At 74.6% G+C, this 12,503-nt stretch carries 10 protein-coding genes; 5 read left to right on the plus strand and 5 right to left on the minus strand.

Features of this window, described 5'->3' with window-relative positions; translation table 11 throughout:
• Positions 1–82: 82 nt before the first annotated feature.
• A complete protein-coding gene (locus tag ACFY3L_RS33365; protein ID WP_389333133.1) occupies positions 83–2,383 on the plus strand; it encodes a putative bifunctional diguanylate cyclase/phosphodiesterase in 2,301 nt (766 codons plus the stop codon).
• Positions 2,380–4,197, plus strand: a complete 1,818-nt coding sequence (locus ACFY3L_RS33370) for a diguanylate cyclase domain-containing protein (RefSeq protein ID WP_389333136.1) — start codon at positions 2,380–2,382, stop codon at positions 4,195–4,197. The genes ACFY3L_RS33365 and ACFY3L_RS33370 overlap by 4 nt, the downstream gene beginning before the upstream one ends.
• On the opposite strand, the gene ACFY3L_RS33375 is transcribed toward ACFY3L_RS33370, so the two are convergent.
• On the minus strand, positions 4,176–4,379 hold the full coding sequence (locus ACFY3L_RS33375) for a hypothetical protein (RefSeq protein WP_389333139.1): 204 nt from the start codon (positions 4,377–4,379) through the stop codon (positions 4,176–4,178). The genes ACFY3L_RS33370 and ACFY3L_RS33375 overlap by 22 nt on opposite strands.
• Before the next feature lie 132 nt (positions 4,380–4,511).
• On the opposite strand from ACFY3L_RS33375, the gene ACFY3L_RS33380 reads away from it, so the two are divergent.
• The gene (locus tag ACFY3L_RS33380) at positions 4,512–5,378 is read left to right on the plus strand and encodes an aldo/keto reductase (protein WP_389333142.1); all 867 of its coding nucleotides are present in this window, start codon (positions 4,512–4,514) and stop codon (positions 5,376–5,378) included.
• A 91-nt stretch (positions 5,379–5,469) separates the two neighbouring features.
• Here the strand turns inward: ACFY3L_RS33380 and ACFY3L_RS33385 are convergent, their stop codons facing one another.
• From ACFY3L_RS33385 to ACFY3L_RS33395, 3 genes are read right to left on the minus strand one after another with little or no spacing between them, the layout of a single operon-like run.
• Positions 5,470–6,741, minus strand: coding sequence for an aldehyde dehydrogenase family protein (locus ACFY3L_RS33385; RefSeq protein WP_389333145.1), 1,272 nt, complete (start codon positions 6,739–6,741; stop codon positions 5,470–5,472).
• A gap of 47 nt (positions 6,742–6,788) precedes the next feature.
• The gene (locus tag ACFY3L_RS33390; protein WP_389333148.1) at positions 6,789–7,643 is read right to left on the minus strand and encodes a class I SAM-dependent methyltransferase; all 855 of its coding nucleotides are present in this window, start codon (positions 7,641–7,643) and stop codon (positions 6,789–6,791) included.
• Complete coding sequence (locus ACFY3L_RS33395; RefSeq protein ID WP_389333151.1) at positions 7,640–8,902, minus strand: glycosyltransferase 87 family protein; 1,263 nt, start codon at positions 8,900–8,902, stop codon at positions 7,640–7,642. Before ACFY3L_RS33395 ends, ACFY3L_RS33390 begins: the two co-directional genes overlap by 4 nt.
• Before the next feature lie 288 nt (positions 8,903–9,190).
• Between ACFY3L_RS33395 and ACFY3L_RS33400 the strand changes: the two genes are divergently transcribed.
• On the plus strand, positions 9,191–10,693 hold the full coding sequence (locus tag ACFY3L_RS33400) for a diguanylate cyclase domain-containing protein (RefSeq protein WP_389333154.1): 1,503 nt from the start codon (positions 9,191–9,193) through the stop codon (positions 10,691–10,693).
• 9 nt (positions 10,694–10,702) lie between these two features.
• On the plus strand, positions 10,703–11,938 hold the full coding sequence (locus tag ACFY3L_RS33405; RefSeq protein ID WP_389333157.1) for an RNA polymerase sigma factor: 1,236 nt from the start codon (positions 10,703–10,705) through the stop codon (positions 11,936–11,938).
• A 66-nt stretch (positions 11,939–12,004) separates the two neighbouring features.
• Here the strand turns inward: ACFY3L_RS33405 and ACFY3L_RS33410 are convergent, their stop codons facing one another.
• Positions 12,005–12,430, minus strand: a complete 426-nt coding sequence (locus tag ACFY3L_RS33410) for a MarR family winged helix-turn-helix transcriptional regulator (protein ID WP_389333160.1) — start codon at positions 12,428–12,430, stop codon at positions 12,005–12,007.
• Positions 12,431–12,503: the final 73 nt, after the last annotated feature.

Raw genomic sequence — 12,503 nt, forward strand, 5'->3', positions numbered from 1 at the left:
GCAACCGCGCCGCAACCACCCGCCGGTGCACTCGGAGTAACCCGATCACCGAGCGGAGGCGCGTATGCACACAAGGAGATGGGTGCTGCTCATTTCCGGTGCCGCCGGGATCACCGCGTCGGCGGTGACCGACGGCCGGCTCGGGCGGGTGATCTGGCTGCTCACCGCGCTCGTGTGCGCGTCGCCCCTGGTCGCGCGCCTGTGGCGGGAGCGGCGCCGGGCCGGCGGGCCGTGGCGGCTGGTCGCGGCCGGGTTCGCGGTCCGGCTCGGCGCCGACCAGGTGTGGGGCGCCGAAGGGCTGGGCCACGGCGGCTCGGTGCCGTTCCCGTCCTGGAACGACATCGGCTTCCTGGCGTCCTACGGCCTGCTGATCACCGGCCTGATCCGCGCGGCCGGCGGGCGCGCCCGCACCGCCCTGCTGGACGCGTCGATCATCGCGGCCGGGCTGGCCCTCGTCGACTGGATGATGCTGCTGCACCCGTACCTGCACCACGCCGAGCCGGGCGGACCCGCGGCGACGGCGCTGGCGCTGCTGTACCCGGTGTGCGACCTGGTGCTGTTCGCGGCCGGGGTGCGGGTGCTGTTCGCCGGCGCGATGCGCGACCCGGCGAACCGGCTCGTGCTGCTGGGCCTGGGCCTGCTGCTGGCGGCGAACTTCATCTTCTTCGCGCACGCCGCGACCGGCGCGACCCGGTCGGTGGCGGTGGTGGACAACGTGCTGTGGCTGCTGTCGTACCTGGCGCTGGGCCTCGTCGGCCTGCAGCGGCAGCGGCCGGAGCAGCAGCCGCAGGTGGACGCCGAGGTGGCCTCCCGCGCCCGGATCCTCATGTTCGCCGGCGCCGCGGTGATCGGGCCGGTCGCGTTCGTCGTGCAGCGGGGGACCGCCGGCAACGACCACCTGTACGTGCCGGCGCTGCTGTCCGCGGCCCTGTCCCTGCTGCTGGTGCTGCGCCTCGGCGGCCTGGCCAGGGTCGCGCAGCGGCGCTCCGGCGAGCTCGACGCGCACGCCGGCGAGCTGGAGCGGCGCGGGCGGGAGCTCGCCGACACGCTCCTGGAGCGCGAGGCGCTGGAGCACCAGCTGCGGCACGGCGCCCTGCACGACCCGACGACCGGCCTGGCCAACCGGGCGCTGCTGACCCAGCGGATGGAGTGGGCGCTGACCCGGGCCGAGCAGGGCCGGCACGCGCTGATCCTGCTGGACCTGGACCGGTTCACCGACGTCAACGACGCGCACGGGCACGCCTTCGGCGACGAGGTCCTCGTCGCGGTCACCGACCTGCTGCGGCAGCTCGCCGCGCCCTCGGACACCCTCGCCCGGCTCGGCGGCGACGAGTTCGCGCTGTTCGTCGAGGACGTCGAGCAGCTGCGGGCCGCGCACCTCGCCGAGCACCTGCGGGCGGAGCTCAAGGCGCCGCTCACCGTCGGCGGCCGGACCGTGCACCTGACGGCGAGCGCCGGGCTGGTGCACCTGGCGGCGAAGGCCGCGCCCCGTGACGCGATCGCCGACGCCGAGCTGGCGCTGCGGGCGGCGAAGCGCTCCGGGCGGGACCGGGTCAGCGTGTACCGGCCGGAGCTGCGCACGGCCCGCGAGACGTTCACCCGCATCAGCGCCGGGCTGCGGCACGCGATCGACCGCGGCGAGCTGGCGGTGCACTACCAGCCGGTGGTGGAGCTGCCGTCGGCGCGGATCGTGGCGGTCGAGGCGCTGCTGCGCTGGGCGCCGCCGAGCGGGCCGGTGCCGCCGCTGGACTTCATCCCCGTCGCCGAGGAGACCGGGATGATCGTGCCGATCGGCGCGTGGGTCCTGGAGCAGGCGTGCCGCGACGCGAAGGCGTGGCACGACCGGCACGGCACGTCGCTGACGGTGAACGTGTCGGTGCGGCAGCTCGCCGAGCCCGGCTTCGCCGAGCAGGTGCTGCGGACCCTGGCCCGGACCGGGCTGCCCGCGTCCGCGCTCGTCCTGGAGATCACCGAGTCGGTGTTCGTCGGGGTCGCCGACGACGCGGCGCCGCTGCTCGCCGCCCTCGACGGGCTGCGCGGGCACGGGATCCGGATCGCGATCGACGACTTCGGCACCGGGTACTCGTCGCTGTCCTACCTCACCCAGCTGCCCGTCGACATCCTGAAGATCGACCGGTCGTTCGTGCCGGCGGACCCCGCCGACGCCGCGGGCGGCGACCACGCGTTCACCCGCGCGGTGCTGCAGCTGGGCACCAGCCGGCAGCTGCCCGCGATCGCGGAGGGCATCGAGACCCAGGAGCAGGCGCAGCTGCTGCACGACCTCGGCTGCCGGCTGGCGCAGGGCTACCACTTCGCCAAGCCGGGGCCGGTCGCGCAGGTCGACGCCGCGTTCCTGCGCCTCAACCCGGCGCTGACCCCGTGATCGAGCGGCTGCGGCGCGACCGTGCCCTGCTCGCGACCGCCGCCGTCGCCGCGGTGGTCGTCGGCTGCCTGCTGACCGGCGTCGGCGGGGTCCGGCTGTTCTGGACCGTGCTGCCGCTGTCCGACCTGCTGATCTGGGTGTTCGCGCGGCGGGTCGCGGCGATGCCGCAGCTGCCGCCGGACGCGCGCCGGTTCTGGCGGCAGGGGGCGCACGCCGCGGTGTTCTTCGTCGTCGGCGACCTCAGCCAGGTCGTCGTCGCCTGGACCCACCCCGGGCCCGCGGCCGCGGTGCCGAACTCGTTCCAGGCCGCGGCGGTGCTCGCCGGTGCCGGCTGGCTCATCTGGGTCGTGCTCAGCCAGCCGGCGCCGCTGACGACGCCGCGGTTCTGGCTGGACGCCGGGTCGGTGATGGTCGGCGCCGTGGTCCTCATCTGGCTGCTGCTCCTGCCGCAGGCCGGCGGCTCCCCCGTCGCGCTGCCGCTCGGCACCGTGATCATCGCGTTCGCCGCGTTCGCGGCGGTGAAGCTGGTGCTCAGCGGCAACGCGCCGCTGAGCGTGCTGGCCGCGGCGCCGATGGTGGCCGCGGCCGCGATCCAGGGGGTCGCCAGCTCGCTCGTCACCGCCGACGGCCGGCACCTGCGGCTGCTGCTGGCCGCGCAGGTGCTGTCGGCGGTGCTGCTGGCCGTCGGACCACGGCTGCAAGAGCACTCGGTGCGGCTGGACCCGCGGCGGTCGGCGCAGCGGGCCCGGCGGCCCTACAGCCTGCTGCCGTACACGACCCTCGCCGGGCTGTTCGGGGCGCTGCCGATCGTCCTGCGCGACGGGCTCGGCCTCGACGTGTGGCTGCTGCTCGGCGGCCTCGCCGTGGCCACCGCCCTGGTCGTCACCCGGCAGCTGCTGGCGTTCCGGGAGAACGCGGCGCTGCTCGCGGAGCTCGGCGCGCAGCAGGAGCGTTTCCGGTCGCTGCTGGCCCACTCGACCGACATCACCTCGGTCGTCGACGCCACCGGCGCGCTCACCTACGTGACGCCGGCGACGGAGCGCCTGCTGGGCAAGTCACCCGCGGCGGTGCTCGGCACGACCGTCATGTCGCACGTGCACCCCGACGACCTGCCGGCGTTCGCGGCCGCGATGGACACGCTGCGGGCCACCCCGAACGCGTCGGTGAGCTACCAGGTGCGGTACGCGCACGCCGACGGCTCGTGGCGGTGGCTGGACGTCGTGAGCCGCAACCTGCTGCACCTGCCGAGCGTCGGCGGCTACGTCAGCAACGCCCGCGACGCCACGCAGGCGCGGCTGCTGCAGGACGAGCTGCGGCACCAGGCGACCCACGACGGGCTGACGGGCCTGGCGAACCGGGCGCTGTTCGACGCGCGGCTCGCCGCCGCGGCCGGACACCCCGGCTGCCACACGGTCGCGGCGGTGCTCCTCGTCGACCTCGACGGCTTCAAGATGATCAACGACACCCACGGGCACCACGCCGGGGACGCGGTGCTCGTGGCGGTCGCGGAGCGGCTCGCCGCCAGCGTGCCCGCCGGCGGGACGGCGGCGCGCATCGGCGGCGACGAGTTCGCGGTGCTCCTGCCGGGGTCCGGCGCGCGGGCCGCCGAGGCCGTCGCCCGCAGGTTCCTGGACCTGCTGGACGTGCCGGTGCCCGTGCAGGGCCACCAGCTGCTGGTGCGGGCGAGCGTCGGCGTCGTCGACGGCGACCCGGAGGCCGCCGAGGCGCTGCTGCGGCGCGCCGACGCCCGCATGTACGCGGCGAAGCGCGAAGCCCAGATGGCTCAGCCGGCTCAGATGTCTTCGTCGAGCTGAGTCGCCCGGCGCGGCTCGCGGACCTGCTGACCGGTCGAGTCGACCGCACCGTCGTCGATGCGTCCGCCACGCTGCTCGTGCACGGCGCGGCTCTGCGCCTGCTCGTGCTCGCGCCGCGCGGCCGTCCTGGCCTGGCCCTCGGGGCTGTCGGGGTCCACCCCGGTCGGGTCCTGTGCGTTCATGACATCACTCCCAGCGGTTGGCGTGAGGAGGGTCACCTTACCCATAGCCCTCCGCGCTAATCCAGCGGTACTTCGCCACAGCGGTACGTTGGGACGGTTGCCTGCCACACCGTCTTGAGGAGAGCCAACCGCATGTCAGAGCAGACCAGCGCGTACACCGCGGCGGCGGCCGGGACCATCGACGTCGGCGGTGACCTGACCGTCAACCGGCTCGGCTTCGGCGCCATGCGCGTCACCGGCACCGGCATCTGGGGCGAGCCGCCGAGCCGCGCCGAGGCGGTGGCGGTGCTGCGCCGCGCCGTGGAGCTCGGCGTCAACTTCATCGACACCGCCGACTCCTACGGGCCCGACGTGAGCGAGGAGCTGATCGCGGAGGCGCTGCACCCGTACGCCGACGACCTCGTGATCGCCACGAAGGGCGGCCTGGAGCGGCCGGGGCCCGGCGAGTGGACGGCGAACGGCGACCCCGCGCACCTGCGCCGCGCGCTCGACGGGAGCCTCCGGAAGCTCCGGCTGGAGCAGATTCCGCTGTACCAGTTCCACCGGCCCGACCCGGCGGTGCCCCTCGAGGAGTCGATCGGCGCGCTCGTCGAGCTCAAGGACGCCGGCAAGATCCGCCACATCGGCCTGTCGAACGTGACGGAGGAGCAGCTGCGGGTCGCGCAGCGGCTGACCCCCGTCGTCTCGATCCAGAACCGCTACAACGTCGGCGACCGCGGCTCCGAGTCGCTCGTCGACCTGTGCGAGCAGGAGAGCATCGTGTTCCTGCCGTGGGCGCCGATCCAGAACCTCGACGGGGTGACGGCGGTCGAGGAGATCGCCGCCCGGCACGACGTCACGACCCGGCAGCTCGTGCTCGCGTGGCTGCTCGCCCGGTCGCCGGCGATGCTGCCCATCCCGGGGACGGGGTCGGTGGCGCACCTGGAGTCGAACGTGGCGGCGGCCTCGGTCGCGCTGACCCCGGCCGAGGTCGCGGAGATCACCGCCGCCACGTCCTGAGGCTCAGGCCGTCACCTCCGCTGCGCTCCGGCGCCAACCTGAGCCCCACCCTGCAATCCCGGTTCGCGGCCCAAGACGCTCCGCTGGCCGCTCACGCGCCCAGGTCGGCCGTCCGGTCGGCGGGCACGACCACGTACTGACGCAGCGACAGGTCGCGGAAGGTCACCGGACCGCGCGGCCCCGGCACCCGGTCGATGTTGATGCCCGTCTCCGGCAGCGCGAGGAGCTTGAACCCGTCGAGGAGGCGGGTGGTCGCGTTCCAGAAGGCGCCGGTGCCGGCGTAGGCGGCGAGGAACTCCCGTGCGGCCGCGGCGGACTCGGTGACGATCCCCGCCGCCAGCCCGGACGTCTCGTCGTTGGCGATGCGGGCCGCCTCCTGGACGCCGTCGACCGGGGCGATCGTGACGGTCGCCTCGCCGGCAGAGTCGAGGGCCCACTCGTAGCCGAGGGCGTGGCTGTGCGGCGGCAGCGACGCGGCGATCGCGGGGGTGCGGGCGGCGAGCGCGTCGACGACGCCGGGGACGGTCGCGTCCCAGATCGCCCGGTGCACCAGCAGCAGGTTGAGCCGGTTGCACACACCGAGCCGGTCGAGGCCCGCGTCGATGAGCGCGGCCGCCTTGGCCGGGTCGGCGGCCTCGTCGAGGTAGAGGACGCCGCCGCCGTCGGCGTGGGCGAGGGTGCGCACGCCGTGCAGGGCGGCGCGCTCGGCGAGGCTGCGGGTGCTGTCGCCGCTGCCCCGGAGGATGACGAGCGGGATGAGGCCGGGCTGCGACACGAGCGCCTCGGCGCTGTCGCGGCCCTTCGCCCGCACCAGCTGCACGGCGGCGGGGTCGAGGCCGGCCTCGGCGAGGGCGGGCGCGACGACGGCGTCCATGAGCGCGACCGCGGAGGCCAGCGCCGCGGAGCCGGTCCGCAGCACCCCCGCGTTCTGCGACTTGACCAGCTGCGACGCGACGTCGACGGTCACGTTGGGGCGGGCCTCGTAGTTGGCGCCGATGACCCCGACGGGCCGGCGCCACTCCTGCAGGACCAGGCCGCCGTCGAGGGTGCGGATGGTGCGCTGCGCCGGCTCGGCCTCCACCCCGGCGAGGATGTCCAGCTGGGCCGCCATCGCGGTCAGTCGGGCCTCGTCGAGCTTCAGCCGGTCCAGCAGCCCGCCGCTCATCCCGCCGGCCCGCGCGGCCGCCTGGTCCTCCTGGTTGGCGGCGAGGATCGCGTCGCGGGCGCCACCGCCCAGGCGGCGGGCCATGCCGCGCACCGCCTCGTCGATCGTCTTGGCCGGCGCCGCGGCGAGTGACGGCGCGGCGGCCCGGGCGGCGCGGGCAGCCTCGGAAACGGCCTCGGACGACGGCGAAGCGGACACGCGACACTCCCGGAGAACGACGACGGCGAAGCCCCGAGTCTAGAGCGTCACCGTTTACGGGCCTGGAGGGTGTAGGTCTGCGGCAGCCGCCACGGCCGGTCGGTGAGGCGGTGTTCGCCGTGCTCGTCGGCGGTGGTGCGGCCCGGCAGCGCGTCCCACGGCGCGCTGTCGTGCTCCTGGAGCATGGTGAGGTCCAGGCCGGCGTCCATGACGGCGGTGACGATCTCGCCGAGGCCGTGGTTCCACTGGTGGGTGGTCGTGTTCTGGAAGACGGCGTCGGTCTCCACGTACGTGCCGTCCTCCTCCCACACGAGAGGCTCCTCCCGTTCGAAGTACGCCTGGTCGATCGCGAGGAGGCCGTCTGGGCGGGTCTCGTCGACGGCCCACAGCATCGGGTGGCCCTCGCGGATGAACAGCCGGCCGCCGGGCTTCAGCAGCGCGGCGACGACCCCGGCCCAGCGGCGGACGTCCGGAAGCCAGCAGAGCGCGCCGATGCCGGTGTACACGAGGTCGAAGGCGCCCGGTTCGAGCACCTTCGGCGCGTCGTACACGTCGGCCTCGACGTAGCCGATGTCCGCCCCGGTCGCAGCGGCCAGGGCGCGGGCCTCGGCGAGCGACGCGCCGGAGAAGTCGAGGCCGGTGACCGCCGCGCCGAGACGGTGCAGCGACAGCGTGTCGGTGCCGATGTGGCACTGCAGGTGCACGGCGCGCAGGCCGCGGATGTCGCCGAGCCGCGGCAGGTCGAAGCGGACGACGTCGCTGAGGAAGGCGGGGTCGTCGAGGAACCGCTGCCGGCAGTAGCCGGGCGACGCGGCGTGGGCGGGGGCCCGCTCGTCCCACTGGGCGCGGTTCAGGTGCAGATAGTCGGAGGCTGCCGGGAGGGCGCGACTGGGCTGATTCACACGGTCGAAGGTGCCATGCCGGGCGCCGGCTCGACAGCGGTTTCCGCCAGCCGCAACCACACCGCGGCGAGGACCAGCAGAGCGACGCTGACCAGGGTGTACGTGTCGCCGACCAGCCGTTGCACGCCGTGCCAGGTGGTGGGGTCCTCGATGTCGGGAAGGTGCCACAGCAGGCCGCGCGGGGCGGCGATCCGGTCGCCGCGCCCCTGCATCGGCCAGGCGAGGAAGGCCATCGCGACCACACCGGGCAGCCCCGCGGCGAGCCACCGCAGCCGGGCGGGGACCTGCGTCACGACGGCGGCGGCCGCGACGAGCACCGGCACGATCCAGGCGTAGTGGTACGTCCACGACACCGGCGAGACGAGCAGCCCGGTCAGCGCGGTGCAGGCGACGCCGAACAGCTCGTCGCCGCGCAGGTGGGCGGCGCGGGCGACGGCGAACCCGAGGACCGCGACGACGGCGGCCAGGGCGTAGTAGACGCCGGACGAGCCGGTCCAGCGTTCGGCGAGGGTGTGCAGCGACTGGTTCAGCGATCCCCCGAGCGCGCTGTCCTGCGTGACCCGGCCGGAGCTGGCGAACATGCCGGTGAACCAGTACTGGGCCGAGTCGCGCCGACCGGCGGCGAAGCCGAGCAGCGTCAGCGCGGCGAACGTCCCGGCCGCCGTCGCGGCGTCGCGGAACCGGCGGGTGATCAGCAGGTACACGATGAAGATCCCCGGCACGATCTTGATCGCGGTCGCCACGCCGATGGCCACGCCCCGCAGCCGGTGCCCGTCCGGCAGCGCGAAGTCGGCGAGGACGAGCAGCACCAGGATCATGTTGATCTGGCCGTCGTTGAGGTTCGCCTGGACGGGTTCCAGCCACAGGGTGCCGGCGGCGAGGGCGAGCGCGGCGCCGGTGACGCCGGGCCAGCCGCGCAGCCCGGCCATCCGGAGGCTGAGCAGGCAGACCCCGACGAGCGCGGCGACGGTCAGCGCGTTGATCGCGACGAGGGCGTAGGTGCTGCCGAGGCGGGACAGCGCGTCGAAGGCGAACAGCGTCACCGGCGGGTAGGTGAACGGCCAGTGCCCGGCGGTGAACGCCAGGTCGTAGACGTGCTCGTGGTGCCGGAACGCGGCGCCGGCCTGCACGTACACCTCGATGTCGCGGTCGTCCAGCTGCGGGCCCTCGATCCTGGCCACCTGCAGGTAGCTGGCCAGCGACACGACGAACGCCAGTGCACCGGGCAGGGCCGGCCAGTTCGGAACGTTGCGCTGCACGGGCGCAGCGTGCCACGCCGGGGGGCCGCCACGACGCGGCACCAACGGACGGGTTCCTCGGGACGGCCGGCGTCCGCCGCCGGCCGTTTGGGCCAATCCGCCGTGGTCACCGGCCGGTGCCGGGGTCCGCGTTCCGGGCGGTCGGAGGTGTCGGGAAGGGGATAGATCATCCGTCCCGCTCACCCCGGTCGCTGGTACCGATATGAACCGTGCCACGTTTCGCGGGGATCCTGCCCGCCGCGCCGATAGGACTGCGTCGGACCGGCGGCACGACGGGAGGTGTGGCACATGCGCTCGCGTGAGACCGTGGTCGTCGCCGTCCTCACCGCCGCGCTGCTCGTCGTCGTGCTCCAGCACCCCGGCGGCTCGTACACCGGCTGGGCGACGGCGGCGATGACCTTCGGCGTCGGGCTGCGCTGGCTCCAGTCGGCGGTGCCGGCGCGCGGGCGGATGCGGATCGGGCTGCGGCTGCTCGCCGCCGGGTTCATGGGCTGGTCCGGCGGGCAGCTGGCGTGGCTGGCCGACGCGCCGCAGCTGGCGACCGCGACGTTCGACACGGCGATGCTGCTCATGGCGGCCGGCGTGGCGTGGATGGCCGCGACCCGCCGCCTCGGCTCGGTCCGCGCCGTCCTCGACGGGCTCATCATGGCCACCAGCCTGTGCTTCATCAGCTGGGCGGTCGCGCTCGGGCCGCTGTACCGGGCGAGCGACGGCGGGCCTGCCGCGTTCAGCGCCGCCACGTACCCGCTCGGCGACGTGCTCATCGGCAGCATCACCCTGCTGATGCTGTACGAGACCCGCGGACCCCGCCGCCGTTCGGTGGCGATCGCGGCGGCCGGGCTGCTGACCGTGTTCGCCGCCGACACCGCCTACGCCTCGCAGGTGTTCATCGGCACGTACCGGCCCGGCGGCCTCACCGACCTCGGCTGGTTCCTCGGCTTCGCGATCGTCGGGATCGGCGCGCCCCGGGCCGACGAGATCGACGGCACCATCTCCATGGTCACCGAGGAGCGGACCTGGGACCACCTGCCGTACCTGCCGTTCGGGGCGGCACTGTGCGTCGGCGTCGGCGAGTTCGCGCTGCGTGGCGGCCGCGTCGACGGCGTGCTCTTCCTGCTCATGATCCTGATGACGGTGCTGATCCTGGTCCGCCAGGTCCTCGCGCTGCGCGACAACCGGCTGCTCAACCGGCGCCTCGCGGAGGTCGTCGAGGACCTGCGCCACCGCGCCTACCACGACCCGCTGACCGGCCTGCCCAACCGGGCGCTGCTGCTGGACACCCTGGAGCGGCGGCTGGAGACGGGCCGGCCGGTGGCGCTGCTGTACGTGGACCTCGACGGCTTCAAGCCCGTCAACGACACCCACGGCCACGAGGCCGGTGACCGGGTCCTGACCACGATCGCGGCGCGGCTCGCCGAGTGCGCCGGCGACGCGGTCGTGGCGAGGATGGGCGGCGACGAGTTCGCGCTGCTCGTCCCGCCGGCCGCCGCCGAGGACCTGGCGGCCCGGGTGATCGCCGCCGTCGGCGTCCCCATCCCGGTCCGCGCCGCCCCCGTCACCGCAGGGGCGGTCACCGCCGGACTGGGCGCCGGCGGCCCGGTCCCGGTCGCCACGGTCACCGTCGGGGCGAGCGTCGGGATCGCCGTGGACGGCACCGGGGCCGGCGACCTGATGCGCCACGCGGACGTCGCCATGTACGCGGCGAAGCTCCGCGGCCGCAACCGTGCGGTCACGTTCACGCCGCGGCTCGAACCGGTGGCGGCGCCGCTGACGACGGCGTCGGCCGCATAATCGGCGGTTGTGGACGTTCGCGACACGGTCGAGGCGGTCTTCCGGATCGAGTCGGCCCGGCTCGTCGCCGGGCTGGCCAGGATCGTGCGCGACGTCGGCCTCGCCGAGGAGCTCGCCCAGGACGCGCTGGTCATCGCCCTGGAGCAGTGGCCGGTGCGCGGCGTGCCCGACGACCCCGGCCCCTGGCTGATGGCGACGGCGAAGCACCGCGCCGTCGACGCGCTGCGCCGCCGCGCCAACCACGACCGCAAGCTCGCCGTCATCGGCGTCACCGACGTGTCCCTCGACGACGAGCCCGACCTCGACGACCACGTGCGGGACGACCTGCTCAGGCTGATCCTGACCGCCTGCCACCCGGCGCTGACCACCGAGTCGCAGGTGGCGCTGATCCTGCGGACGCTGGGCGGCCTCAGTACCGCCGCCATCGCCCGCTCCTTCCTGACCACCGAGGCGACCGTGTCGCAGCGGATCCTGCGCGCCAAGCGGGCTCTCACCGGCGTCGCGTTCGAGCTTCCCACCCCCGCGGAGCTGCCGGCCCGCCTGGCCGCGGCCCTCGGCGTGCTCTACCTGATCTTCAACGAGGGCTACTCGGCGTCCGCCGGCGACGACTGGGCCCGCCCGCAGCTGTGCGAGGAGGCCATCCGGCTCGGCCGGGTCATGGCCGGGCTGCTGCCCTCGGAGCCCGAAGTGCACGGGCTGTGCGCGCTCATGGAGCTGCAGGCCGCCCGGATCCCGGCGCGGACGGCGGCGGACGGCTCGCCGGTGCTGCTCATGGACCAGGACCGGCGGCGGTGGGACCGGCTGCTGACCCGGCGCGGGCTGGCGGCGCTGGCGGCGGCGGAGGCCCTCGGCACGCTCGGGCCCTACGGGCTGCAGGCCGCGATCGCCGCCTGCCACGCCAGGGCACCGCGGCCCGCGGACACCGACTGGGGTCGCATCGTCGCCCTGTACCGGCTGCTCGCTCATGTCGCGCCGTCCGCCGTGGTACGGCTGAACCTCGCCGTCGCGGTCGGCATGGCCTCCGGCCCGTCGGCGGGCCTGGCCCTGCTCGACGAGCTCGACGGCACCCTGGCGAACTACCCCTACCTGCCGGCGGCCCGCGGTGACCTGCTCGAACGCCTCGGCCGCCACGAGGAGGCCCGGGCCGAGTTCGCCCGGGCGGCGGCCCTGACCCGCAACGAGCGCGAGCGGGGCCTGTTCCTGGCCAGGGCTGCTTCAGGGCCTGAGGATCCGGCTTCTGGCTAGGGTCTCAGCGTCCTGAGGATCCGGCTTCTGGCTAGGGTCTCAGCGTCTTGAGGATCCGGCTTCTGGCTAGGGCCTCAGGGTCCTGAGGATCCGGCCGAGGGTCTCGCGGTCCTCGGTGCCGAGGCCGGCGAAGAAGCGCTCGGCCTCGGCGTGCCGGGCGGCGCGGATCGCCTCGGCGGTGGCCTGCCCGGCATCGGTGAGCGCGACCAGGGTGGCCCGGCGGTCCGCCGGGTCGGGGCGCCGCTCGACCAGGCCGCGCTCCTGCAGCCCGTCGACGACCTCGGTGGTCGAGCGCGGCGCGATCCGAAGGTGGTCCGACAGCTCGCTCAGGCGCATGACGCCGTGCCGCATGAGCACCGCCACCGCGCGCGACTGCCCGGGCGTGATCCCGATCGGCTCGAGCGTCTCGTGCGTCAGGTGCCGCAGGCGGCGGGCCACGCTCCAGAACACCTCGGCGAGACTCTCGTCACCGGGCCGGTCGGCATCTTCCACGGGAATACGGTAGCAGGGGTTGGTGTTGTTGCCTCATAGTGAGGTAACCTCACCATTACCCGGCAGAAAGTGA

This window comes from Dactylosporangium sp. NPDC000521 (assembly GCF_042898305.1).
Lineage (GTDB): Bacteria > Actinomycetota > Actinomycetes > Mycobacteriales > Micromonosporaceae > Dactylosporangium.